This window comes from Williamsia sp. z34 (assembly GCF_059553395.1).
This window is the reverse complement of sequence record NZ_JCANWW010000002.1, coordinates 321,584-345,998: the sequence shown is the minus strand read 5'-3', so window position 1 is coordinate 345,998 and position 24,415 is coordinate 321,584. Positions and strand designations below refer to the sequence as shown.

The window sequence follows — 24,415 nt, the reverse complement described above, 5'->3', positions numbered from 1 at the left end:
TCAGCACGCTCTCCATTGGAAACATCGTCATCAGCTACTGCGCCGTCAATCCTGCAGCTTCAGCCAGGCTTCTGCCAACAGAGCCCGGGTGTCGCGCAGCAACTGCGGCATCACCTTCGTCTCACCGATCACCGTGATGAAGTTGGCATCACCGCCCCATCGGGGCACAACGTGCTGATGCAGGTGTTCGGCGAGTGAACCGCCCGCCGCGGTCCCGAGGTTGAGACCGACGTTGAACGCATCGGGATTGGAGACCGACTTGATGGCCCGGATCATCTTCTGGGTGAAGACCATCAGCTCACCGCTTTCGGCCTCGGTGAGATCTTCGAGGTCGGCGACCTGGCGGTAGGGCACGATCATCGCGTGCCCGGGGTTGTACGGATACAGGTTCAGGACCGCATAGACCGTCTCGCCGCGGGCGACCATGAGACCCGCCTCGTCGGACATCCGGGGGATGTCGATGAACGGATGTACCGACTTCGCCGACGACTCGGAGTCGTCACCATTGCCGGAGGCGGTGCGTGGGGCGGCGGTGATGTACGACATGCGGTGTGGGCTCCACAGCCGCTGAAGTCGATCGGGTTGCCCCGGCCCCACGTCCCGGATCACGCCGGCGCCTCGATCAGCCCGGCGGTGGGCGATTCGTTGCGGCGGGCCCGGACCCACTCGGTGATGATGCGGACCGCATCTGCGACCGGCACACCGTTGACCTGGGTACCGTCGCGGAACCGGAAGCTCACCGCGCCCGCCTCCACGTCGCGTTCGCCGGCCAGCAACATGAACGGCACCTTGCCGGTCGTGTGATTGCGGATCTTTTTCTGCATCCGGTCGTCGGACTGGTCGACCTCGGCCCGGATACCGTTCGACTTGAGCTGTGCCACCACGTCGTCCAGGTGCGGGACGAACGTGTCGGCGACGGGGATACCCACCACCTGCACCGGCGACAACCAGGCCGGGAACGCGCCCGCGTAGTGCTCGGTCAGAACACCGAAGAACCGTTCGATGGATCCGAACAGCGCCCGGTGGATCATCACCGGACGGTGCTTGGAGCCGTCGGGGCCGGTGTACTCCAACTCGAACCGCTCGGGCAGGTTGAAGTCGAGCTGGATGGTCGACATCTGCCAGTTGCGGCCGAGCGCGTCCTTGACCTGCACGGAGATCTTGGGGCCGTAGAACGCGGCACCGCCCGGATCGGGTACCAGCCGCAGGCCGGAGGCCTCACCGACCTCGGCGAGGGTGGCCGTCGCCTCGTCCCAGATCTCGTCCGATCCGACGGACTTGTCCGGGTTGCGGGTGGACAGTTCGAGGTAGTAGTCGTCGAGGCCGTAGTCCTTGAGCAGACCCAGCACGAAGTTCAGCGCGCCCGTCAGCTCGGCCCGCATCTGCTCTCTGGTGCAGTAGATGTGGGCGTCGTCCTGCGTCATGCCGCGCACGCGGGTCAATCCGTGGATCACGCCGGACTTCTCGTACCGGTAGACCGATCCGAACTCGAACATCCGCAGCGGCAGCTCCCGATACGAGCGTCCCCTGGCGTTGAAGATCAGGTTGTGCATCGGGCAGTTCATCGGCTTGAGGTAGTAGTCCTGGCCGGGCTTGCGCACCTCGCCGTTCTCGTCGAGCTCGGCGTCGAGGTGCATCGCCGGGTACATCCCGTCGCGGTACCAGTCGAGGTGGCCGGAGATCTCGTAGAGGTTGCTCTTGGTGATGTGCGGGGTGTTGACGAACTCGTAGCCCTCATCGGTGTGACGCTGCCGGGAGTAGTCCTCGAGTTCCTTGCGGATGATGCCACCCTTGGGGTGGAACACCGGCAGGCCGGAACCCAGCGCGTCCGGGAAGCTGAACAGGTCGAGCTCGGCACCGAGCTTGCGGTGGTCGCGCTTCTCGGCCTCGGCGAGCAGTTCGAGGTAGGCGTCCTGCGCCTCTGCGGACTCCCAGGCGGTGCCGTAGACACGCTGCAGGTCGGCGTTGTCCTGGTTGCCCCGCCAGTAGGCCGCCGAGCTGCGGGTCAGCTTGAACGCGGAGATGTATTTGGTGGTCGGCACGTGCGGCCCGCGGCACAGATCGCCCCAGATCTTTTCGCCGGTGCGCGGATTGAGGTTGTCGTAGGCGGTGAGTTCTCCCCCACCGACCTCCATGACCTCGGGGTCGTCGGCCGAACCCTTGTCTTCGACGAGTTCGAGCTTGTACGGCTCGCCGGCCAGTTCGGCCTTGGCCTCGTCGACCGATTCGTAGACGCGTCGGGAGAAGCGCTGACCCGACTTGATGATCTGCTTCATCTTCTTCTCGAGCGCCGTCAGGTTCTCCGGCGTGAACGGCTCTTCGACGTCGAAGTCGTAGTAGAAACCGTTCTCGATGGGCGGTCCGATGCCCAGCTTGGCCTTCGGGTTCAGGTCCTGGACGGCCTGGGCCAGCACGTGGGCGGCCGAATGCCGGATGACGCTGCGGCCGTCTTCGGTGTTGGCGGCGACGGGTTCGACGACGGTGTCGGAGTCGGGGGCCCAGGACAGGTCACGCAGGGTGCCGTCGGCGTCGCGGACCACAACAATCGCCTCGGGACCCTTGTTGGGATGCCCGCTCTCGCGCAGCGCCGCACCCGCGGTGGTCCCGGCCGCCACCGCGATCGTGGCTGATGGACCGGGAACGGGATTTTCTGGCACCTGGGCACTCCTTGTCGAATGAAACCACCCGACCGAGGGCGGCCGGGTTCCATGTCAATCCATGATCGTAATGCCGACCACCCGGCAGGCCCACGTCCGGTTGCCGGGACGCGCGCGATGGCTCACAGAACGGGGCTTGCCAGCCACGTCCATTCGATGCCGACCCAGCCCGCGCCCATCTCCAATGCGCCCAGAAGCCACAACGTCCCCACGACAACGGCACAGGTCAACAACCAGAATATGGCTTGAACAGACCAGTGCTGCGCCGAGATCCAGTCCATCCAGTTGTCGTACTTGCCCTTGGCGAACTTCAGCACGTGATGGGCCCAGACGAACTCCGTCGCCAGGATGCCCAGGCCGGTGAAGACGATCAGCCAGCCCGGACCCGGATACGGGATCGTGACGATGCCCACTGCCAGCACCGCGGTACCGATGAACCCGACGGCGCAGCGATAGACCAGGTTGAGAGTGCGCCGATTCCGAATGTCATTGCGCTTGTTCGATATCGCCTGCAGGAAGCCGTTACCGTCTTGCCGCTCCACGGCGTCCCCACTTCGATCCATGGTCACAGCTTACGTAACCGGGGGGCCGGCACCGGTTCAGCTGCCGGATCGCCCTCTCGGAACGTCACGGAACGCCAGGTTCACGTCGTGAGTCTGCTCACGCGGCATCCCGAGCAGCCGCTCGCTGATCGCGTTGCGGGCCATCTCGGTGGTGCCGCCGGCGATCGTCGAGACCTGCCGCATGAGATTGTCCACGCCGCGCTCGGCGACTGCGCCGTCGTCGCTGTCCCACGCCGCACCGGAGGCATCGGTGAGCTCGTATCCGATCGCCGTCGAGCGCACAGCGGCCACACCGGTCATCAGCCGGGCGATGCTGGCCGCCTGATCCGACACGGTCTTCTTGGCGATGCCTCGCGAAATACGCTGCTGCAGAGCATCTTTTACCACATCGAACATTCGCGCCTCGCCGATCAGGTCGCGACTGATCGGATCGTCGGCCCGGCCGGAATCCTGCAACACCTCGATCAGTTCGGGCACGCGCGAACCACCACGGGCCGAACCGGCCGGCATCGTCGTGTACGGCGAGTGATGGGCCATCCGCTCGTGGAACATCCAGCCGGTGCCGACCTTCCAGCCGTTGTCGACCTCCCCGACCCGATCGCTGTCCGGGACCCTGACGTCGGTCAGGTACTCCTGGCAGAACTCCCGCGACCCGTTGAGCAGTTCGATGCGGTGCACCTCGATGCCCGGCTGACGCAGCGGCAGCATGAAGACCGTCAGGCCGCGATGCTTGGGGACGTCCCAGTTGGTCCGGGCCAGGCAGAGTGCCCAGTCCGACCACCAGGCACCGGTGGTCCAGATCTTCGATCCGTTGAGCACCCATTCGTCACCGTCGCGCACCGCGGTGGTCAGCGCACCTGCCACGTCCGATCCGCCGCTGGGCTCGGAGAGGAACTGCATCCAGATCTCCTCGCCCTTCAGGATGGCGGGGATGTGCTGCTTTTTCTGCTCTTCGGTGCCGTAGTCGAGGATGACGCCCACGCAAGGCGCAAACGTCGGCGACTGCAGACGGGCCGGGTACTCGTAACCGCCGAGTGCGTCGTCGAAAGCCTTCAGGTGTGCCCGGGTCAGACCGCGACCGCCGTACTCGCGCGGTATGCAGATCCCGGCGAACCCTTCGTCGTAGAACATGCGCTGGATTTCACGCTCGCGGGCCACGAGGGCCACTTCTTCCTCGTCGCTGCCCTCGTTGCGCATCACCCCGATGTGGGCGGCCGGGTCGGATCGCTTGAGATTGTCCTGAATCCAGGCGCGGGCCCGGGCGGAAAAGTCCTCGACGGATTCCATCTCGGTGTCGGCGGTGTCGGTCTTGGGGGCGGTCATACCGTGGCCTCCTGGCGCAGAACGATGTCGGCGATGCGTTGCCGGTGATCGGCGGGAACGCCGAAAGTGGATCGATTGGCGCTCGCGCGCCGGCTGTACAGGTGCAGGTCGTGTTCGAAGGTGACACCGATCCCGCCGTGGATCTGCACGCAGTCCTGCATCAGTTCCTCGCCGTACTGACCGATGTACGCCTTGGCCGCACTGACGACCTCCGCGGCGTTCGGGGCCTGCGCGGCAACCGCCGCAGCGGCGGCGTCAGCGACGGCGTGACCGGCCTCGAGCCACATCTTCATGTCGGCAAAACGATGCTTGATCTCCTGGTATGAGGCCAGGGCCCGACCGAACGAGTAGCGGTCGAAGGCCCATTCCAGGGTCATGTCGAACACCGACTGCATCGCGCCGACCGACTCGGCGCAGTTGATCACGATCGCCACCTGGCAACCCCGGGTGACGGCCTCGCGGGCCTGCCCCGGCTCACCGACCAGCGCCGAGAGTGGCACGCGCACCTCGTCGAAGTCGACGGCGGCGTACCGCCGGGTCAGGTCGATCGATTGCAGAGGTTTGACCGTGACACCGGTGGCAGTCCGTGGAACGAGCACCTGCGACAGGCCTTCCCCGGTCCGCCCGACGACGAGCAGGTGGTCGGCCGCAGCGGCCCCCTCGACCGGGCGCTTGGCACCCTGGACAACCACCTCGTCACCTTCGATGGTGATCAAGGTGTCCCGGACCGCAACCAGAGATTTCGCGTTCGGCCGGGCGAGCGCCCAGGCCGCGGTCGCGGTGCCGGCCAGCAGTTCCTCGAGTACGGCGCCATGCTCTTCGGACCCGTAGGTGTTCAGCAGCGAGGCGACGACATTCGTGGGCAGCAAGGGGCCCGGCGCGGCATGGCGTCCGAACTCATGGGCAACCAGCGTGAGATCGGCGAGCCCGGAACCGCTGATGGATCCACCACCGCGTTGCTCGTCGACCAGCAGGCTGGTCCAGCCCAGTTCGGCACCTTTGCGCCAGTAGTCCGACGGATACCCGACGGGATCGTCCCGGAGGCGACGGAGTTCGGCCACCGGCACCTTCGCCGACAGGAACCTGTCCGTGGTGTCCCGGAAGAACTCTTGATCGTCGGTCAGCTCCAACAACATGGGCGTGCACGTCCTCACCTCGGTCGCACCTGCGAATACATAGATCTCTCTGAGCGAGAACGTAATTCTCATCCAGAATTCAATTAGTAGCCGCTCGGTGCCCACCGAGGCAAGTGGAAACGGGTCGACATCGGTGCCGACGTACCATTTGGCGATGACTTTCCAGGGATTCCCAGAGGCCGCGCTGGATTTCTACGACGACTTGGAGCAGGACAACTCGAAGGCGTTCTGGGAAGCGCACAAGCAGACGTATCAGCGCGCCGTCGCCGGACCGATGAACCAACTCGCCGAGGCGTTGAGCGACGAGTTCGGACAGGCCAAGGTCTTTCGCCCGTATCGCGATGTCCGCTTCGCCAAGGACAAGACGCCGTTCAAGACCCATCAGGGAGCGTTTGTCGCCGTCGGACCGGCCACCGGCTACTACGTGCAGATCGGTGCACCGGGCGTGAAGATCGCCGCCGGATTCTACGATTCGACGCCCGAACGGCTCGCGAACCTGCGCGCCGCCATCGACAACGACCTGTTCGGTCCCGAGCTCGAGAAGATCATCGAGACCTTGCGCGCCGGCGGATGGGAGATCGGCGGCGCGACGCTGAAGACCGCGCCGCGTGGATGGGACAAAGACCATCCACGGATTGCCCTACTGCGGCACAAAACCCTCACCGTGAGCCAGGACTTCGGATTCGACGACTTCATCCACACACCCGAACTCATCGAGCGCATCCGGGCGGGCTGGCGCGAAGGCACACCACTGGTCGAATGGGCGATGCAACACGGCTGAGCGGGGGTCAGAACGACGGAACCGGGAACGGTGTCCGAAACACTGCCGGGGAGGGCAACGAAAAGGACGCCGCTTGGGCGACGTCCTCTTCTATGTGGTCCCGGCTGGGATCGAACCAGCGACCTTCCCGGTGTGAACGGGACGCTCTTCCACTGAGCCACGGGACCAGTTTGTCGTGACCAGATCCTTCGGTCTCGACCGGAAGACATTAACACGATGACCCTGCGTGCAACCAAATCGCAAGGTCGATCCCACCGACCCCACCAACACCACCCGAAACTCGATCAACATCGGCGCCGCTTCACCCGAAATCCGCCTGATCAGGCGATTTGTGACTTTGCGGGTCGGTCCGATAATGTTTGTCCTCGTTGCCAGGACAGCACGACCAAGACCCTGGTTCCGAATGCGGATGTAGCGCAGCTGGTAGCGCATCACCTTGCCAAGGTGAGGGTCGCGGGTTCGAATCCCGTCATCCGCTCGAAGATCGAGATTCACCGTGGCGGTGTGGCCGAGTGGTGAGGCAACGGCCTGCAAAGCCGTGCACACGGGTTCGATTCCCGTCGCCGCCTCCATTGTTTGAATAGGCTTACAACTGAACAAGATCTAGCGCGATTAGCTCAGCGGGAGAGCGCTTCCCTGACACGGAAGAGGTCACAGGTTCAATCCCTGTATCGCGCACCATCGTCGAAGAAGCCCCGGCTTGTACCGGGGCTTCTTCAACGAATGCGGATGTAGCGCAGCTGGTAGCGCATCACCTTGCCAAGGTGAGGGTCGCGGGTTCGAATCCCGTCATCCGCTCCAAACAGATCGAATCCCCATGAACAGGCGCGATTAGCTCAGCGGGAGAGCGCTTCCCTGACACGGAAGAGGTCACAGGTTCAATCCCTGTATCGCGCACCATGGTTCGAAAAGAGAAACCCGGCCCCCAGGCCGGGTTTTTCTCGTGTCCGGATATGTCGATACGCAGCGCGAACGGGCACTGCATGCCGCGGCACAGCGCATCTGCGCCACGTTCGTCTGAGTCCAGAACATCCCCCGCACTCCCCCGGTCGGGCCGCCACGGCGGCCCGGCTTTTTTGTTCGGTGAATGAATTCGCTTGACCGGCACTCAAGTCGGTGCTTGAGTGGCAGTCAAATGAAAATGACACGCACCTACACCCAGACCGGTCGCGCCGAGAGCAAAGTCGCCACCCGCGAGCGGATTCTCGCCGCCGCGAAAGACCTCTTCATGGAGAGGTCCTTCGAGGACGTGACCCTGGCCTCGATCGCCAAGGCATCGGGTGTCTCGCACCAGACGGTGCTCAATCATTTCGAATCCAAGGCCGGGGTGGTTCGCGGATTGGCGGAGTCGTTGGCGGAGCAGACCAACGCCGCCCGTCACGCCGCGCGACCCGGCGACGTCCGCGGTGCCATCAACGCACTGGTCGGTGAGTACGAGCTGATGGGTGATGCGAACGTCCGATGGGCGATGTCGGCGGACCGATTTCCCGACCTGGCAACCGCCCTCGACAAGGCGCGGACCCTTCACCAGCAGTGGCTGGTCGCGATGTTCGGCGACCGACTGCCCACGGAACCGGCAGCCCGTGTCCACGCCCTCCATACGTTGCATGCGGCGACCGACGTCTATGTCTGGAAACTGCTCCGGCGCGATCTCGGTCTGAGCCGGGCGGCCACCGAACAATCCATGGCCGACCTGGTCGTCGGCGTCCTGAGAGGAACCAGAACATGAAGGCGCACACATACCTCTTCGCCCTGGTCGACGGCGGCGGCACCGTACCTCCTGAACTCGGCGCGGCGAGACGACTCGTCGAACGGGGCCACCGCGTCACCGTCCTCGCCGAGGATTCGATGACCTCGGACGTCGAATCCATCGGTGCGAGATTTGTGCCGTGGACCGCCGCACCCAACCGGGCGTCCCGCAGCGCCGCGGACGACCCGCTCGAGGATTGGGAATGCTCGAACCCGATCACGTTGTTCGCCCGCTTGCGCAACCGCCAATTCGTCGGCCCCGCACCCGCCTACGCCCGTGACATGGCGGACGTCATCGACTCCGTTCATCCGGATCTGGCGGTCTGCTCGTTCTTCGCGGTCGGTGCGATGGTTGCCGCGCAGGCCCGCGGGGTCCCGTTCGACGTGCCGTTCGCCAACACCTATCTCCTGCCCACCACAGGCATGCCGCCGGTTGGTCTCGGCTTGCAGCCGGCCCACGGCCGGGTGACCCGGCTCCGCGATCGCACCGTCAGGGCATTGACACTGAGCCAGTGGAACAAGGGCACCGAGGCTCTGAACAGACTGCGGGTGTCCTACGGTCTTGCGCCGGTGGCCGAGTTCTTCGACCAGATGCACGCGGCACGCAGACATCTGGTCCTGACCTCCGCCGGGTTCGACTTCCCCGCCCAGATGCCTGCGCACGTCCGGTATGTCGGCGCCGTCCTCGACGATCCCGCCTGGACCGGTGCCGACCGGTGGACCCCGCCCGCCGGTGACGCACCGCTGGTCCTGGTGGCCCTGTCCTCGACGTTTCAGGACCAGGCGGCCTGCCTGCAGCGAATCGTCGATGCGCTCGCGCAGATGCCGGTTCGTGGCTATGTGACCACCGGACCGGCGATCGACCCGACCACCCTGCACGCGCACGCCAACGTCACCGTCGTCGCGGCGGCACCTCACTCCGCGGTTCTCGAACATGCCCGTGCCGTCATCACCCATGCCGGGCACGGCACGGTGGTCCGCGCGCTGGCCGCAGGCGTGCCGATCGTGGCGTTGCCCCATGGCCGGGACCAGGCCGACAACGCAGTCCGGGTCAGCGCCCGAGGTGCCGGGATCACGCTCTCGCGCAAGGCGACGCCGGACAAGATCGCAGCGGCCACGCAGCGCGTCCTGGACACTCCGTCGTACGCGGCGGCCGCGGCCGAACTCGGCGTGATCATCAGGCGCGACGCAGCGGCGGGCACCCTGGTCGCCGAGCTCGAGGACCTCGATGTCTCCGGAGCCGTGAACCGGCAGCCATCGGCGTCAGGGTGATGATCGACCCTTGAGTTGCTCCCGATAGACCAGCAACTGGTGCCCGGGTGCGCTCGAGACACCGAAGGCGTGGAAGTCGATGGTCAGCAGACCTCGTTCGTGATGCCGAAGCTCCTTTGTTTCGTGTGTCTTCGGCGCAACGTCGTGCATCGCCCACAGCGCCGGAAACTCCGCACTGTTCCGTCGCAGCTCGGCGATGAGCTCACGAAACCGGGCCGGGGTCTCACCGAAATCGGCGCTGGCCCGCAAGTTGGCGACAGTGGCCCGGGCCGAGGCCTCCCAGTCGACGAAGAACGAGCGCCCGTGTGGGTCGAGGAGCACCATCTCCAACAGATTCCTCCGGGCGGCGAATCCACTGAACAACTCCTCCGCCTGCGCGTTGAGTGCGATGACGTCGAGGACCGGATCGAGGACAATCGCCCCTGCCTCCTGCCAGGTGTCGAGCAGCGTCAGAAGCTCGGCGGGCACCGGGCGATTCACTGCCTGCCCATCGAGCTTCCATGCGACACCGGCCAGCGCGTAGAGGTGCCGTTGCTCATCGGGCGTGAGCCGTAGGGTCCGCGCCAGGGACGCCAGGATCTGTTCAGAAGGGTGCCGCTCGCGCCCCTGCTCCATCCGCCGGTAGTAGTCCACGCTGATGTCCGCGTCGGTCGCCACCTCGTCGCGACGAAGGCCCGGAACGCGCCGGTGGCCCACGATAGGTATTCCGAGCAGCTCGGGCTGAACCCGGGCGCGTCGGGTCTGGAGGAACTCTCCTAGATCTGCCTGCGTCATGGTCGAAGCCTACTGTCGGACGGCAATCCGAACCCCTTGTGAGAGTGGCCCTGTCGCGGCCTCCCTCACCGTCGCTCGGACACGGACGCTGGTGAGGTGAACACAACACAGAACACCACCACTGCCCAGATCCCCGGACCTCAGATCATCGCCGGAACCCCCCTCGCCGGGAGAGTCGCCGTCGTCACCGGCGCCTCCAGCGGGATCGGCGCCGCCACCGCGGAGCGCTTCGCCGAACTCGGCGCCTCGGTCGCGCTCCTGGCCCGCCGCGGCGACCGGATCGACACACTCGAAGACCGCATCCGCGCCAAGGGCGGCATCGCTCTGGCCCTACCGACCGACCTCACCGACCGCGACGCCGTCCGGTCGACCGCGGATCGGATCGCCGACGAACTCGGCACGGTCGACCTGCTCTTCGCCAACGCCGGCGTTCAACTCATCTCCGGGATCAGCGACCTCGCAGTTGCCGATTGGGACGCGCAGATCGATCTCAACATCAAGGGCACGATGAACACGATCGGGGCATTCGTCGGCCCGTTGGAAGCGGCCGCCGCGGCAGGGCGACCGGCCGACCTCGTCGTCACATCCTCCACCGCCGCCGTCCGGTATCTCGAAGGTTTCCAGGTGTACTCGGCCACCAAGGCCTATCTCACCCAACTCACCCGGCTGCTCCGCATGGAACTCGGCCGGAAGAAGATCCGCGTCTGCGCCATCGAACCGGGCATGGTCGACACAGAACTCCCCGACCACGTGACCGACCCCTCCGCGAGCAAGCTGATGGCGGACCTCATCGAACAGATCGACGTACTGCAATCGGTGGACATCGCCGAGACCGTCGCCTTCCTCGCCTCCCTTCCCGGGCACGTGAATCTCACCGAAATCCACATCCTCCCCACCGAGCAGATCATCTGACCTGTCGTCGGCTCCGGAATCCGGGGGGCCGGAACCGTCGACGTCAGCGCGGGAAGGGTGGTGAACTGAAAGGGTGCGTGCCCGAGACAACGTGGCCGACGTCTTGATCAAACAATGAGATTCTCCGCCGACCCGCCGACCGACAAGGATGACCAGCCGCATGACCCAGAACGACAGGGCTCAGATCCTCATCGCCGTACCCGAGGACGCGGTTGAGATCGCGGCCGTTGCCGCCGTGACCTTCCCTCTCGCCTGTCCGCCGGAACTGACCATCACCGACATCGAACACTTCGTGGCCCACAACCTCACGGCCGAACATTTCCTGGCGTTCATGGCGGATCCAACCCACCATGTCTTCAAGGCAGTCGACCCGGCCACCTCGAAGATCGCCGGGTACGCGCTCGTCGTCGACGAAGAACCCACCGACCGCGACGTACTGTCGACCATCACCGCGCGACCGGTCACCATGCTGTCGAAAATGTACGTGCTACCAGGCCATCACGGCCGCGACGCCTCGGCCGGGCTGATGGCCGCGGCTCTGAACCACGCGGCTGCGGCAGGCAGTGAACTGATCTGGCTCGGCGTCAACCAGAAGAACATCCGGGCGCAGCGCTTCTACCAGAAGATGGGTTTCGACATCGTGGGCCACAAGACCTTTCAGGTCAACGGCGCCATCTGCAACGACTTCATCTTCGCGCGCAGCCCTCAGGGAAGCCCCGCCTGATCCTTTGCGGGTCAGGGTCGTTCACCTCGGGCTGCCTTCTCGACGATCGCGACGATGCGCTTACGCTTCGTCTCCGGCCGCTTGGCCATGGCGATCTGCGTCAACGCGAATTTCCTTGCGCTGGGCGGGAATCGGTCCCAATGACCGCGCGCCGCCGGGTCGTCGTCGAGCGCAGATGCCAGTTCCGCCGGTTCGATGAGCGCCTCGGCGTCCTCGAGGAGATTCCACAAACCGGAGGCCTTGGCATCATCGATCACCGCTTGTCCCGGCGGCCGCATGCGACCTTCGGCGATCAGGTCGGCAACACGTGCCCGGTTCGATGCGGCCCACGCGCTGCTGCGACCCCGGCGGGTGAACCACATGCCACGGCGATCGGCATCGACGGCTCGCGTGTGGCCGTCGATCCAGCCCCAGCACAGCGCCTCTCGCACGGCACCGTCGTAATCGAGCGGCACCCTGCCGGACTCCCTGCGCCAGAAAACCAGCCAGACACCTGGCGAGGTGTCGTGGTTGGCCTCGAGCCACCGGCTCCACTCAGCCAGATCTGCGGGGTGCAGGTGTGGCGCCGCGGGATCAGCCATGTGACCAGCCTACGGCGGATCGATCAGACCCCGGTCCGGATCGAACGCCGGCCGGCTACCTGGATTCGGCGAACCGCGACAGCGCCAGCAGCCTGGAGGTCGCCCGCAGGTACTTCTTGCGGTAACCGCCATTGAGCATCTCTTCGGTGAAGATCTCGTCGAGCTTCGACCCCGAGACCATCAGCGGGATACCGGCGTCGTACAGCCGGTCGGCGAGGACCACGATCCGCAATGCCACCGTCTGATCTGCCGCCGGGTGCACCCCGGAGACGCAGGCGACGCTGACGCCTTCGACCAAGGCCTTGTACTTCGACGGATGCAGTTTGGCCAGATGCGCGCACAGCTCGTCGAAGTCGTCGAGCGTGGCGTTCGGGGTCTTCTCGGCCAGTTCCCGCAATTCGGCCTCGGTGGCCGGATCGGGCGCGGGCGGCAGATCACGGTGGCGGTAGTCGGGACCGTCGACGCGAATCGCCTCGAAAACCGCCGACAGCTTCTTGATCTCCCGCAGGAAATCCTGGGCTGCGAAGCGGCCCTCACCGAGCTGTCCGGGCAATGTGTTCGACGTGGCGACGATCGAGACACCCTTCGCCGAGAGTTCGGTCAGCAACCGCGACACCAGCATGGTGTCACCGGGATCGTCGAGTTCGAACTCGTCGATGCACAGCACCGAGTGCTCCGAGAGCCGCTCGAGGGCGTTGACGAAGCCGAGGGCACCCACCACGTGGGTCACCTCGACGAATGTCGCGAACGCCTTGGGCTCGGGCATCGCGTGATAGATCGACGCCAGCAGATGTGTCTTACCGACACCGAACCCGCCGTCGAGGTACAGACCGAGTCCGGCCTGCGGTGCGGACTTGCGGCCGAACAGGCCTTTCTTGCCGCCCTTGACCTTCTTGGCGCGTTCGACGAAGGCGCGGGCCGCGGCAACCGCCTGGGCCTGACTGGGCTCGTTGGGATCGGGTATGTAGGAGTCGAAACTGACCTCGTCGAACATCGACGGCGGGACCATCTCACCGATGAGGGCCTCGGGTGCGACCTGCGGCGTGCGGTCGCTCAGACGTGCTGGCATGTCGCGAGCCTAGTCAAGTGGTCAGAATGGTTCCGTGCACCCATTGACGAAAGCGACCCAGCTCACAGGAACCCGGGGCGTCGACCGCGCGGGAACCACGGTTGCGGAGCTGTGTCCCGAGGCTCTCGCCGACCTCTACGCCTATCCCCCGGCCCCGGCGGGCGCTGTCGTGATGCGCGCCAACATGATCGGTTCAATCGACGGTGGCGCGGCGGTGGACGGTCTCTCCGGCGGCCTCGGTGGCGACGGGGACCGTCGGCTGTTCATGGTGCTGCGCGGACTGGCCGACGTGGTGGTCGTCGGGGCAGGGACCGCGGTCGCGGAGGGTTACGGGCCGGTGCAGCCCAACCCCGACATGGCCGGACGTCGCGCCGGCTTGGGTCAAACGCCCGTGGCGACACTGGCATTGGTGAGCAACGCGCTCACCATCGCGCCCGACAATCCACTGATCACCGACCCCGGAACCGAGATCCTCACCTGCCGCGACGCCCCCGCGAACGCCCGGGCACGTCTCGTCGAGGCCGGTGCCACGCTCGTCGACTGTGGCACCGACAGGGTCGACATGACCGCGGTCGCGGCCCATCTGGCCGGCAGTGGCCGGTGGCGGGTCCTCTGCGAAGGGGGTCCGTCGCTGCTCGGCACACTGATCGAGAAGGACCTGCTCGACGAGTTGTGCGTCACCGTCGCACCGGTGCTCACCGCCGGCGACGCCAGGCACCTCACCGCGGGCGGCACCGCGGCCCGGCAGATGCGGCGGGCTCACGTCCTGGCCGACGACGAGGACTACCTGTACGTGCGCTGGGTGCGCGATCAGCGATGACCGGCCGCGCCAGTACCCTCGCCATCATGCGACGCCCCACCGTGATCCGCCGCCGGCTCCGACTGTGCGCGATTGCCACGGCAGTGACCATCGGTGCGTTCACCGGATGCTCCGCCGGTCCGGACCCCGGTCCCGATCTGGTGATCGAGCAGGACGGTGACGGCGGGCAGACGCCCTCGACCGCCGAGGCACCGCCGGAACTGGCGGCCCCGGCGTCGGACCTGAATTGGACCGAGTGCACCGACGCGACGGTCGAACGCCTCGGCGTCGCCGCGCTACCCGACGGCATCACCCTCGACTGCGCCAATTACACGAACTCGGTCACCCCCGGTGTCCAGAGCATCGATACCGTTCTGGTGTCCGCGGTGCGGGCCCGATCATCGGCGACCCCCGCCGAGGCACCTCCGTTGGTCCTGACCTCGGGCACCGACCTCGCGTCGGCCCGAACGCTGGTCTCGCTGGCCGCAGGCGGCGGCAGCGCCCTGCTCGCCGGTAACCCGGTGGTGGCCGTCGACCGCAGAGGCACCGGCGAGTCGACCCCGCTCGACTGCATGACCAACCTCGAACGGAACACCCTGCTCAGCAACGGCTTCAGCGAGTCGGCCGATGCGAACGCGGACCGCGAACGCCGCCTGGCCGCGGCGGGAACCTCCGCATCCGACGGCTGCACCGAGACGCTGAGCCCTCACCAGGTGCAGTTCACCACCAACAATGCGGCCGCCGACCTCGAGGAACTGCGTGTCCTGTGGGACGTCGAGCACATCGGGATCATCGGAGTCGGCAACGGCGCCGCGGTGGCACTGGCGTACGCCGGTCTGTACACCGACCATGTCGCCCGACTGATCCTGGACACCCCGGCCCCGTACGGCGCCAACGCCCAGAACTCGGCCCAGCAGATCGCCGAGGGAACCAACGCCGCGCTGCGGACCTTCGCCGAACAGTGCCGGGCACTGAGTTGTTCTCTCGGCGCCGATCCCGCGGCCACCATCGCCGGACTCCTCGAACGGGCCCGGGCCGGGAACGTCGGCGGATTCTCCGACACCGACATCCTCCTCGCGGCGACCACCACGATCGCCGTGACACCCGGTGACCGGCCCGCGGTCATCGCCGCCACCTCCGACCTGCTGAGCAAGGCCGACGACGGCACCCTGGGCCCGCTGCGAACCGCGATCGAACAGTCCCGTGAACTGCGCGGCGGTGACGGCCAACTGCTCTCACGCTGCAACGACACCACCGAACCGGTCGGCCAGAACCAGGTCGCGGATCTGATCGCCGAATGGAGTCAGCAATATCCGCTGACCGGCAGCAATGCCGCACTCGGTCTCCTGCGCTGCAACGGGTTCCCTTCCGGCGACGCACCGCCGTCGCTGCGCGAGCTACCGGTGCCGGTTCTGGTCCTCCGTGGCGCCGGTGACCCGATCAACGGGCCGGTCGCCACCGACGGTGTCAACGGTGGCCTGGTGGGCGCCGGTGCCGACTTCTCGATGCTGACGTGGGAAGGGCTCGGGTACTCGGTGACCGCGCATTCGGACTGTGCCGGCCAGGCCGTGATGGCGTATGCGCACTCCGGAACACCCCCGACGACGGGCGCTTGTCCGGCCTGAGTCCCGTGTCGGGCGCCGCGGCCACCGGTGGCCGTAGTACGGTGCGGCAGTGCCGATGAATGACACCCGCGACGACCAACACCTGACGACCAGCCCTGCAACGATCCGTGATCGATTGCTGTTTCCGCAGGTCGACACCGGTCGGATCGTGTCGATGGTGTTGTGGCCGGTCGCGATCCTGATGGTGATCCAGCGGTCGCTGATCCTGGGTGTCAACGGCGACCGGACCGACGATTTCGCACCGGTGTACCGCGCCGCGCTGGCGTTCCTGCGCAACGAACCGGTCTACAACGGCAACTACAACACCGTCGATCCGCACTACCTCTACCCTCCGTCCGGCACCATGCTGATGGCACCACTGGGTTACCTCGATCCGGAGAAGTCGCGGTGGCTGTTCATCTTCGCCTCCGCGGTCGTGCTGGTGTTCTGCGCCTACCTCATCACCCGGATGTTCGGGTACTCCTGGCGTTCGCCGGTCATGCCGGTGGTGTTGTTCGTGTTCTTCCTGTCCGAGAGTGTCTCGCACACCCTCATTTTCGTGAACTTCAATTCCTTTGTGCTGTTGGGTGAATTGCTGTTCATGACCTGGGCACTGCAGCGCAAGGATCTGTGGGCCGGTGTCCCGTTGGGTATCACGATCGCGGTCAAACCGGTCCTGGCCGTGCTGCTCCTGCTGCCGCTGCTCAACCGGCAGTGGAAGGTGTTCGTCGGCGCCATCGGGATGCCGATCCTGCTGACCGCGATGGCCTGGCCGCTCTCGGCCGACCCGATGGACTTCTTCACCCGCACCGCTCCGTACCTGTTCGAGGCGCGGGACTACTACAACAGCTCGATCGTCGGCACCGGCGCCTACTTCGGCGTCGACACCTGGCTGGTCTGGCTGTTGCGGCTGGCCTTCGTCGGTATGGCCGCGTTCAGCCTCTGGTTCCTGTACCGCTACTACCGCCAGAGCGATGAACTGCTCTGGATGGCGACCTCGTCGGGCGTTCTGCTGTGCACCTCGTGGCTGGTGGGTTCACTCGGCCAGGGTTACTACTCGATGCTGCTGTTCCCGCTGCTGATGACCGTCCTTCTGCGGGGTTCGGCCGTCCGGAACTGGCCCGCCTGGCTGGGCGTCTACGGATGTCTGTCGTTCGATGCGTTCTACTCGATCAGGTGGGAAGCCTTCGGCCGGGCCATCGAATACAACAAGGTCACCTGGGGCTGGTCGCTGCTGATGATCGCGGTGTTCTGCTCGCTGCTGTTCCGCTACCTCGATCTGCGCAAGCGCGACCAACCGATCAAGGCCGAACTGCCGGCCTGACCCCCCACAGCTCCACAAACGAGCCGGTTATACGAAGACGAGCCACATATTTGTGGCTCGTCTTCGTATAACCGGCTCGTTTGTGAGGGCCCGATCGATCAGGGCAGAGAGGCGATCAGCTTGTCGACCTCGACCCGCGGCCCGGTGTAGAACGGTGTCTCCTCCCGCACGTGCATGCGGGCCTCGGTGGCCCGCAGATCACGCATGAGGTCGACGATCCGGTGCAGTTCGGGGGCCTCGAAGGCCAGCAGCCACTCATAGTCGCCCAGCGCGAACGACGAGACCGTGTTGGCCCGCACGTCCTTGTAGCTGCGAGCTTCCTTGCCGTGGTCGGCGAGCATCTTGCGGCGCTCGTCGTCGGGCAGCAGGTACCACTCGTACGACCGCACGAACGGGTAGACGCAGATGTACTTGCCCGCTTCCTCACCGGCGAGGAAAGCCGGGATGTGGCTCTTGTTGAACTCGGCCGGACGATGCAACGCGACGTTGCTCCACACCGAGTTGCTGGCCTTGCCCAGGATCGTGGTGCGACGGAAGTCGGCGTACGCAGCCTGGATCTGCTCGACCTCTTCCGAATGCCACCAGATCATGAAGTCGGCATCAGCCCGCAGGCCGGCGACGTCATAGAGGCCACGGACCACGACGCCGCGCTCTTCCAGCGAATCGAAGAACTTGGTGGCGTCGGCAATCGCCTCGGCCCGATCGTCACCGAGTTCACCGGGGCGAACCGAGAAAACCGAGAACATCAGATAGCGGACGGTGGCATTGATTTCGGCATAATCCAGGCGGGTCATGGATTTCATACTGCCACCCACCGGCTGTGTCTCGGCAGCCCAGGGGGCCGATGTGCGAGGGGTCAGGCGATCAGGTCGGCCACGAGTTGGCGCGCTGCCCGGTCGGCCCGGCCGATACACGCCGGGACCCCCACCCCGTTGTAGGCCGCACCGGCCAGGACGAGTCCACGCGGACGGCTCTGGTCGAGCTCGGCGACCAGTTCGGCATGCCCGGTCCCATATCGCGGCAGTCCGGAAGGCCACCGCTGCACCACCGCGTCCACCGGTCGCAGGGGCTCGCCGCGGCCGCCTGAGATGTCGATGACGGTGGACAGGTCTCCGGTGGCCCAGTCGATCAACTGTTCGTCGTCGATGCCGGTGACCGGCGCACCGAACCGGCCGTAGGACGCGCGGACGAGCGCGCCGTCACCGGCCAGATGCGGCCACTTCTGGCTGCTGAAGGTGAATGCTTTGGCGCGCACCACGGTCTCGTCGCTGGCCACCAGCACGCCGGACAACTCCGGCAGGATCACCTCCGGGCCCAATGCCAGTGCCACCACGGCCGATCCGGAGACGTCGATGCGCGACAGTGGTGCGGCCAGGGCGGGTTCGGACCCCAGCACGCGGGCCGCAGCCGGCGCCGCGAGCGCACAGACGACCCCGTCGTAGGCGTCTCCGTCGACCAGCCAGCCGTCCTCGCCGCGGCGAACATCGTCGACGGCATGGGTACGCAGCGTGACCGCGGACCGCTCGATCAGCACGTCGAGGAGCTCGGAATAGCCATCGGTCAACGCGCCGAAGATCGGTCCCTGACCCGGAGTGGCGCCGAGCAGTTCGGTGACAGCCGCGGTCAGACTCGGGGCGCCGGCGTCCAACGTTGCGGCCAGCGCGGGCAATACCGCCCGCAGACCCAGGTCGTCGGCGCGGGCGGAGTAGACACCGGAGAGCATCGGGTCGACGCTGCGGTCGACCACCGAACGACCGAAACGCTGCGCGACCAGTCCGCCGATGGACACATCCTGACCGGACGTCCACCGGAACGGCCGGGTGGGTTCGTCGGTCATCAACGCCAGATCGGCGGGTTCGGCGAGATGCGCGACCACGGCCGGATCGGCGGGAATCCCCATGAGCGTGGGCCGCGCCATCGGCTCGAGCGCCGACCGGGCCAGGATCCGGGGACCGAGCGTGCCCGGGTGCACCATCCGCCCCGAGATACCGAGTTCGTCCAGCAGCGCGGGGACTTCGGGGCGCCGGACCAGGAACGCCTCGGCGCCGACATCAAGCCGTCGACCGGCCAGCTCGACGCCCTTGAGGGTGCCACCGAGCCGATCGGTGGCCTCGAAGATCTCGATGTCGACGGCCGGTCCGAGCAGTGTCCGTAGACGGTAGGCGGCCATCAGACCCGAGATACCGCCGCCGATCACTGCCAGCCGCGAGGGATTCACAGCGAATGCACCAGCTCCACCACCCGCGTCAGCATGCTCGGGTCCGTGGTCGGCAACACGCCGTGACCGAGGTTGAAGATGTGGCCCGCCGAACCGGCGGCCACGGCGGCGTCGGCTTCGGCAGCGATCCGGCGGACGTGGGACTGCACGACCTCCCACGGCGCGAACAGCAACGCCGGGTCGAGGTTGCCCTGCAACGCCTTGCCGGGACCGACACGGCGACCGGCCTCGTCGAGCGGTATCCGCCAGTCGACACCGACCACGTCGGCGCCTGCGGTGCCCATATCGTGCAGCAGCTCACCGGTTCCGACGCCGAAGTGGATACGCGGCACGTCGTAGGACGCGAGTTCGGCGAACACGCGCGCCGAATGTGGCCGGGCGAAGGTGCGGTAATCGGCAACCGAGAGTGCCCCGGCCCACGAATCGAACAGCTGGATGGCGTCGACGCCGGCTTCGAGCTGCACCTTGAGGAAAGCGATGGTGATGTCGGCGAGTTTGCCCACGAGTTCGTGCCACACCTGCGGCTCGGAGTACATGAGCGCCTTGGTGTTCTCATAGTTGCGGCTCGGTCCGCCCTCGATCAGATACGACGCCAGGGTGAACGGCGCGCCTGCGAACCCGATCAGTGCGGTGCCGCCAAGTTCGGCCTTGAGCAACTTGACGGCCGACGAGACCGCGCCCACGGCCTCCGGCCGCAGGATCGGCAGGGCCTGCACATCGGCGTGTGTACGCACCGGATTTGCGATCACCGGACCGACACCGGAAACGATGTCGAGGTCGATGCCGGCGGCCTTGAGGGGAACCACGATGTCGGAGAACAGGATCGCCCCGTCCACACCGTGGCGGCGGACCGGCTGCATGGTGATCTCGCAGACCAGTTCCGGATCAAAACAGGCCTCGAGCATCCCGCGACCAGCACGGATCTCCCGGTACTCTGGTAGCGAGCGCCCAGCTTGGCGCATGAACCAGACCGGACGGTGGCTGGGAACCTGCCCGCGGGCAGCCGCGACCAGCGGAGAGACAGTGCGAGCATCATGTTCAGACATCACCTCCACATGCTGCCATGTGCCGCTCGGCGCGCCTCCGCTGCGTCCGACCTGATCGGCCCTACGGTCGAGCAGTGACCACATCCGGAGCCTCGACCGAGCCTGCGGTCTTCCGCAGCGCAATCGAATCGATGCATGCGGCCAAGGTCCGGTCGGAGATCGAACTCGGCAGCATTCGTCCACCACAACGACTTGCGCCCTACAGCTACGCCGTCGGCGCAGAGGTGACCCAGCCTGACGACGACATCGCAACAGATTCCGACGGGACCGCATTCGGCCGGTTGATCCTGCTCTACGACCCCGACGGCCATGAGGCCTGGAACGGCACGATGCGCCTGGTGGCGTTCATCCAGGCCGAGATGGAGGCCGATCTGGCCACCGACCCTCTCCTGCCCGAGGTGGCCTGGAGCTGGCTCACCGAAGCGCTCGAGAAGTCGGACCGCGTGGACGTGACGGCGCTGGGTGGCACCGTGACGTCGACGACCTCGGTTCGCTACGGCGACATCGCCGGGCCGCCGCGGGCGCATCAGCTCGAATTGCGTGCGTCGTGGACGGCGACCAACGATGACCTCAGCGGCCATGTCGAAGCGTTCTGCAATGTGCTCGCACTCGCCGCCGGTCTTCCGCCGACCGGTGTGACACGCCTCGGGTTCGCCGAAGCGTGACCGATCCCGCCACACCGGAACCGGCCGCAGAACCCGACCGGCCACCGGCCATACCGCTCACGACACCGGCCGACGGTGTCCCGCCGGTCCTGACCACGCCCCAAGAATTCGCCGACGCCGCGCGGCGACTGGCCGAGGGTTCGGGACCCGTTGCGCTCGACACCGAACGCGCCTCGGGTTTTCGTTATTCGGGCCGTGCCTACCTGATCCAGATCCGGCGCAACGGCAGCGGCACGATGTTGATCGATCCGATCGAGCACCCCGAGGCACTCGGTCCGGTGGCCGACGTCCTCGACGGTCCGGAGTGGATCCTGCACGCCGCCGACCAGGATCTACCGTGCCTGCGCGAGTTGAACTTCCGGTGCGCCGCGCTGTACGACACCGAACTGGCCGGCCGGCTCGCGGGTATCCCCCGGGTCAATCTGGCCGCCATGGTCGAACACTTCCTCGGCCTCGGACTGGTCAAGGGTCACGGCGCCGCCGATTGGTCCCGTCGCCCGTTGCCCGACGAGTGGCTGAATTACGCGGCCCTCGACGTCGAGGTCCTGATCGAGTTGCGCGACGCGGTGCAGGCAGCACTCGTCGAAGCAGGCAAAGATGGTTGGGCTGCACAGGAATTCGAGGCGATCCTGGCCCGGCCCGATCCCATCCCCCGCCCTGATCGCTGGCGACGGGTCTCGAAGATCCACACCATCAAGTCACCCCGAACCCTGGCCGCGGTACAGCAGTTGTGGAACACCCGGGAAGATCTGGCCCGTCGACGCGACACCGCCCCCGGTCGTATCCTTCCGGATTCGGCGATCGTGGCCGCCGCGGTCGCGGACCCGAAAACCCTGGACGAACTCTACAAACTGCCGGTCTTCGGTGGTCCCCGGCAACGGCGACTGGCCGGCCGCTGGATGGCCGCGCTCGAGACCGCGCGGACCCTGCCCGACAGCGAACTCCCCTCACGCCGTCCGCCGACCACCGGCCTGCCGCCGGTCAATCGTTGGGAGGGCAAGGATCCGGCGGCCGCGGCCCGCTACACCGCCGTCCGCGCCGGGTTGAGCGAACTCTCCGAACGCGTCGACGTACCGGTCGAGAACCTGTTGCTTCCCGACCTCGTCCGCCAATTGTGTTGGGAGGGCCTGAATTCGGTGTCCACCGAGGCCGTGGCCGAACGATTGACCGCCGGTGGAGCTCGACCCTGGCAGGTCGAACTGACCGCACCCGTGATCGCCGAAGCGCTGGCTCCGCCACCCACCGAATAGCAATTCGCGGGTGGGCTAGCTGATGTCGTTGAGATCTTCCTCGTCGGCGCTCGACAGCGGCGCCTGCATACTCGAGACCATGGCGGTGATCGCGCGGGCCACATCCTGCGCGGTCAGGCCGAGTTCGTCGAGCAATTGACCACGTGACGCGTGGCTCAAGAATCGCTGCTCGATGCCGACGTCGCGCACCGGCGTCGAAATGTTCTCTGCCCGAAGCTTTTCCGACACCGACGATCCGACACCGCCGTGCACGCCACCATCCTCGACCGTCACCACCAGTCGATGCGCCTGTGCCAGACCGACAATCGACTCGGGCACCGGGAGCACCCAGCGCGGATCGACCACGGTGGTACCGATCCCCTGCTGGGAGAGCCGGGCCGCGGTGTCCAGCGCCAGTGACGCAAACGGTCCGACCGCCACGATCAACACGTCTGCGTCCTCGCCGCGCTCGGGCCGGTGCAGCACATCCGTACCGTCGGAAAGTCGTTCCACAGCCCGGATATCCTCCGGGACCGCCCCTTTCGGGAAGCGCAATGCGGTGGGTCCGTCGTCGGTCTCGAGCGCCTCGGCCAACTCTTCGCGCAGACGTGCCGAGTCGCGGGGCGCGGCCACGCGCATGCCCGGCACGATGGACATCAGTGACAGATCCCACATGCCGTTGTGACTCGGGCCGTCGGGGCCGGTGACCCCGGCCCGATCGAGCACCAACGTCACCGGCTGCTTCAACAGGGCGACGTCCATGAGCAGCTGATCGAAGGCCCGGTTCAGGAACGTCGAGTAGATCGCCACCACGGGATGCATACCGCCCAGGGCCAGGCCCGCGGCCGAGGTCAGCGCATGTTGCTCGGCGATACCGACGTCGAACATCCGATCCGGGAAGCGCTCGCCGAAGGCCGAGAGTCCGGTCGGTCCGGGCATCGCCGCGGTGATCGCCACGACGTCCTCACGATTGCTGCCCGCCTCGATCAGCGCCGCGGAGAAGACCGAGGTCCAGTCCGGCGCCGAGACACTGGTGGACTTGCCGGTTTCGGGATTGATGATGCCGGTCGCGTGCATCCGGTCGGCGACATGGTTCTCGGCGTGGTGATATCCCATGCCCTTACTGGTGACGGTGTGCACGATCACCGAACCGCCGAACGACTTGGCTTGTCGGAGCGCATTTTCCAGCGCTTCCTGATCGTGGCCGTCCACCGGCCCGACGTACTTGATGCCGAGGTCGGTGAACATCGCCTGCGGTGCCAGTGCATCTTTGATGCCGGTCTTGAGGCCATGGAGCGCGGCGTAGGCGATCTGGCCCAACAACGGCAGTTTCAGTACGGCGCGCCGGCTCTCGTCGAGAACACGTTCGTAACCGGGCTGCAGGCGCAGGCCGGACAGGTGCCGGGCGAATCCCCCGATGGTCGGCGCGTAGGACCGGCCGTTGTCGTTGACGACGATGACGACCGGACGATCACCGGCCGCGATGTTGTTGAGCGCTTCCCAGCACATGCCGCCGGTCAGGGCACCGTCGCCGACCACGGCCACCACGTGCCGGTCCTGCTTCGACAGTTCGAAGGCCTTGGCGAGTCCGTCCGCGTAGGACAGCGCCGCCGACGCGTGCGACGACTCGACCCAGTCGTGCTCGCTCTCGGCACGTTCCTGGTAACCGGTCAGTCCGCCGCGCTGGCGCAGGGTGTCGAAACGGTCTTTGCGGCCGGTGACGATCTTGTGGACATAACTCTGGTGGCCGGTGTCGAAGAGCACAGCATCGTTCGGCGAATCGAAGACCCGATGGATGGCCAGGGTCGTCTCCACGACACCGAGATTCGGGCCGAGATGGCCACCGGTGGCCGAGACCTTCGCGATCAGGAACTCACGAATATCGGCGGCCAGCGCCTGCGTCTGCGCGACGGTCAGTTCGCGCAGGTCGGTGGGCGAATCAACCGAATCCAGCACGCTCATCCCAACATCCTTTCAATGGCCAATCTC

22 protein-coding genes and 6 tRNA genes are annotated in these 24,415 nt (G+C 66.3%); 15 read left to right on the top strand and 13 right to left on the bottom strand.

Going from position 1 to position 24,415, the window contains the following annotated elements; genetic code table 11:
- Nucleotides 1–45 precede the first annotated feature (45 nt).
- The 5 genes from AC51GT_RS05970 to AC51GT_RS05950 all read right to left on the bottom strand — a co-directional run bounded on the left by AC51GT_RS05970 (nucleotide 46) and on the right by AC51GT_RS05950 (nucleotide 5,679).
- The gene (locus AC51GT_RS05970) at nucleotides 46–609 is read right to left on the bottom strand and encodes an ATP adenylyltransferase (RefSeq protein WP_496325167.1); all 564 of its coding nucleotides are present in this window, start codon (nucleotides 607–609) and stop codon (nucleotides 46–48) included.
- Nucleotides 606–2,657 carry a threonine--tRNA ligase gene (gene thrS, locus AC51GT_RS05965; RefSeq protein ID WP_496325168.1) on the bottom strand — a complete coding sequence of 684 codons (2,052 nt, stop codon included), beginning with the start codon at nucleotides 2,655–2,657 and terminating at the stop codon, nucleotides 606–608. The genes AC51GT_RS05970 and thrS overlap by 4 nt, the downstream gene beginning before the upstream one ends.
- A gap of 122 nt (nucleotides 2,658–2,779) precedes the next feature.
- Nucleotides 2,780–3,220 (bottom strand): TIGR02611 family protein, encoded by a 441-nt coding sequence (locus AC51GT_RS05960; protein WP_496328179.1) that lies wholly within the window; start codon nucleotides 3,218–3,220, stop codon nucleotides 2,780–2,782.
- 36 nt (nucleotides 3,221–3,256) lie between these two features.
- Nucleotides 3,257–4,543: an acyl-CoA dehydrogenase family protein gene (locus tag AC51GT_RS05955; RefSeq protein ID WP_496325170.1), complete on the bottom strand. Its 1,287-nt coding sequence runs from the start codon at nucleotides 4,541–4,543 to the stop codon at nucleotides 3,257–3,259.
- On the bottom strand, nucleotides 4,540–5,679 hold the full coding sequence (locus AC51GT_RS05950; RefSeq protein ID WP_496328178.1) for an acyl-CoA dehydrogenase family protein: 1,140 nt from the start codon (nucleotides 5,677–5,679) through the stop codon (nucleotides 4,540–4,542). Before AC51GT_RS05950 ends, AC51GT_RS05955 begins: the two co-directional genes overlap by 4 nt.
- A gap of 154 nt (nucleotides 5,680–5,833) precedes the next feature.
- Between AC51GT_RS05950 and AC51GT_RS05945 the strand changes: the two genes are divergently transcribed.
- Nucleotides 5,834–6,460 (top strand): DUF2461 domain-containing protein, encoded by a 627-nt coding sequence (locus AC51GT_RS05945; RefSeq protein WP_496325172.1) that lies wholly within the window; start codon nucleotides 5,834–5,836, stop codon nucleotides 6,458–6,460.
- A gap of 95 nt (nucleotides 6,461–6,555) precedes the next feature.
- On the opposite strand, the gene AC51GT_RS05940 is transcribed toward AC51GT_RS05945, so the two are convergent.
- Nucleotides 6,556–6,627: transfer RNA gene (locus AC51GT_RS05940), tRNA-Val, on the bottom strand.
- Between the two features lie 238 nt (nucleotides 6,628–6,865).
- Between AC51GT_RS05940 and AC51GT_RS05935 the strand changes: the two genes are divergently transcribed.
- The 7 genes from AC51GT_RS05935 (at nucleotide 6,866) to AC51GT_RS05905 (ending at nucleotide 9,481) form a co-directional block, all read left to right on the top strand.
- Nucleotides 6,866–6,938, top strand: a tRNA-Gly gene (locus tag AC51GT_RS05935).
- A 20-nt stretch (nucleotides 6,939–6,958) separates the two neighbouring features.
- A tRNA-Cys gene (locus AC51GT_RS05930) sits at nucleotides 6,959–7,032 on the top strand.
- Between the two features lie 34 nt (nucleotides 7,033–7,066).
- Nucleotides 7,067–7,141, top strand: a tRNA-Val gene (locus AC51GT_RS05925).
- A gap of 44 nt (nucleotides 7,142–7,185) precedes the next feature.
- Nucleotides 7,186–7,261, top strand: a tRNA-Gly gene (locus AC51GT_RS05920).
- Nucleotides 7,262–7,285: 24 nt separating this feature from the next.
- Nucleotides 7,286–7,360 (top strand) — tRNA-Val (locus AC51GT_RS05915).
- A gap of 241 nt (nucleotides 7,361–7,601) precedes the next feature.
- Nucleotides 7,602–8,189: a TetR/AcrR family transcriptional regulator gene (locus AC51GT_RS05910; RefSeq protein WP_496328177.1), complete on the top strand. Its 588-nt coding sequence runs from the start codon at nucleotides 7,602–7,604 to the stop codon at nucleotides 8,187–8,189.
- Nucleotides 8,186–9,481, top strand: a complete 1,296-nt coding sequence (locus AC51GT_RS05905; protein ID WP_496328176.1) for a glycosyltransferase — start codon at nucleotides 8,186–8,188, stop codon at nucleotides 9,479–9,481. Before AC51GT_RS05910 ends, AC51GT_RS05905 begins: the two co-directional genes overlap by 4 nt.
- Here AC51GT_RS05905 and AC51GT_RS05900 read toward each other — a convergent pair.
- The gene (locus tag AC51GT_RS05900) at nucleotides 9,473–10,255 is read right to left on the bottom strand and encodes a helix-turn-helix transcriptional regulator (protein ID WP_496328175.1); all 783 of its coding nucleotides are present in this window, start codon (nucleotides 10,253–10,255) and stop codon (nucleotides 9,473–9,475) included. The genes AC51GT_RS05905 and AC51GT_RS05900 overlap by 9 nt on opposite strands.
- A 96-nt stretch (nucleotides 10,256–10,351) precedes the next feature.
- Here AC51GT_RS05900 and AC51GT_RS05895 point away from each other — a divergent pair, with 96 nt between their 5' ends.
- Together AC51GT_RS05895 and AC51GT_RS05890 are read left to right on the top strand one after the other, a co-directional pair.
- Nucleotides 10,352–11,167 carry an SDR family oxidoreductase gene (locus AC51GT_RS05895; RefSeq protein WP_496328174.1) on the top strand — a complete coding sequence of 272 codons (816 nt, stop codon included), beginning with the start codon at nucleotides 10,352–10,354 and terminating at the stop codon, nucleotides 11,165–11,167.
- Nucleotides 11,168–11,327: 160 nt separating this feature from the next.
- On the top strand, nucleotides 11,328–11,891 hold the full coding sequence (locus tag AC51GT_RS05890) for a GNAT family N-acetyltransferase (RefSeq protein WP_496325177.1): 564 nt from the start codon (nucleotides 11,328–11,330) through the stop codon (nucleotides 11,889–11,891).
- A gap of 11 nt (nucleotides 11,892–11,902) precedes the next feature.
- Here AC51GT_RS05890 and AC51GT_RS05885 read toward each other — a convergent pair whose 3' ends face one another.
- Nucleotides 11,903–12,472 carry a YdeI/OmpD-associated family protein gene (locus AC51GT_RS05885; RefSeq protein WP_496328173.1) on the bottom strand — a complete coding sequence of 190 codons (570 nt, stop codon included), beginning with the start codon at nucleotides 12,470–12,472 and terminating at the stop codon, nucleotides 11,903–11,905.
- 55 nt (nucleotides 12,473–12,527) lie between these two features.
- Nucleotides 12,528–13,541, bottom strand: a complete 1,014-nt coding sequence (zapE, locus tag AC51GT_RS05880; protein WP_496325179.1) for a cell division protein ZapE — start codon at nucleotides 13,539–13,541, stop codon at nucleotides 12,528–12,530.
- A gap of 34 nt (nucleotides 13,542–13,575) precedes the next feature.
- On the opposite strand from zapE, the gene AC51GT_RS05875 reads away from it, so the two are divergent.
- The 3 genes from AC51GT_RS05875 to AC51GT_RS05865 are packed head-to-tail and all read left to right on the top strand — an operon-like array spanning nucleotide 13,576 to nucleotide 17,268.
- On the top strand, nucleotides 13,576–14,361 hold the full coding sequence (locus AC51GT_RS05875) for a dihydrofolate reductase family protein (RefSeq protein ID WP_496328172.1): 786 nt from the start codon (nucleotides 13,576–13,578) through the stop codon (nucleotides 14,359–14,361).
- 26 nt (nucleotides 14,362–14,387) lie between these two features.
- A complete protein-coding gene (locus AC51GT_RS05870) occupies nucleotides 14,388–15,965 on the top strand; it encodes an alpha/beta hydrolase (protein ID WP_496328171.1) in 1,578 nt (525 codons plus the stop codon).
- Nucleotides 15,966–16,020: 55 nt separating this feature from the next.
- The gene (locus tag AC51GT_RS05865; RefSeq protein WP_496328476.1) at nucleotides 16,021–17,268 is read left to right on the top strand and encodes a glycosyltransferase family 87 protein; all 1,248 of its coding nucleotides are present in this window, start codon (nucleotides 16,021–16,023) and stop codon (nucleotides 17,266–17,268) included.
- A gap of 98 nt (nucleotides 17,269–17,366) precedes the next feature.
- Here the strand turns inward: AC51GT_RS05865 and hemQ are convergent, their stop codons facing one another.
- From hemQ to hemE, 3 genes are all read right to left on the bottom strand, one after another.
- Entirely contained in the window at nucleotides 17,367–18,062 is a 696-nt protein-coding gene (hemQ, locus tag AC51GT_RS05860) for a hydrogen peroxide-dependent heme synthase (protein WP_496325182.1), read from the bottom strand.
- A 62-nt stretch (nucleotides 18,063–18,124) separates the two neighbouring features.
- Entirely contained in the window at nucleotides 18,125–19,486 is a 1,362-nt protein-coding gene (locus AC51GT_RS05855; protein WP_496328170.1) for an FAD-dependent oxidoreductase, read from the bottom strand.
- A complete protein-coding gene (gene hemE, locus AC51GT_RS05850) occupies nucleotides 19,483–20,532 on the bottom strand; it encodes a uroporphyrinogen decarboxylase (protein ID WP_496328169.1) in 1,050 nt (349 codons plus the stop codon). Before hemE ends, AC51GT_RS05855 begins: the two co-directional genes overlap by 4 nt.
- Nucleotides 20,533–20,606: 74 nt before the next feature.
- Here hemE and AC51GT_RS05845 point away from each other — a divergent pair, with 74 nt between their 5' ends.
- Nucleotides 20,607–21,197 (top strand): DUF3000 domain-containing protein, encoded by a 591-nt coding sequence (locus tag AC51GT_RS05845; RefSeq protein ID WP_496325185.1) that lies wholly within the window; start codon nucleotides 20,607–20,609, stop codon nucleotides 21,195–21,197.
- Nucleotides 21,194–22,447 carry an HRDC domain-containing protein gene (locus AC51GT_RS05840; RefSeq protein ID WP_496325186.1) on the top strand — a complete coding sequence of 418 codons (1,254 nt, stop codon included), beginning with the start codon at nucleotides 21,194–21,196 and terminating at the stop codon, nucleotides 22,445–22,447. The genes AC51GT_RS05845 and AC51GT_RS05840 overlap by 4 nt, the downstream gene beginning before the upstream one ends.
- 15 nt (nucleotides 22,448–22,462) lie before the next feature.
- On the opposite strand, the gene dxs is transcribed toward AC51GT_RS05840, so the two are convergent.
- Nucleotides 22,463–24,388, bottom strand: a complete 1,926-nt coding sequence (gene dxs, locus AC51GT_RS05835; protein ID WP_496328168.1) for a 1-deoxy-D-xylulose-5-phosphate synthase — start codon at nucleotides 24,386–24,388, stop codon at nucleotides 22,463–22,465.
- Nucleotides 24,389–24,415 lie beyond the last annotated feature (27 nt).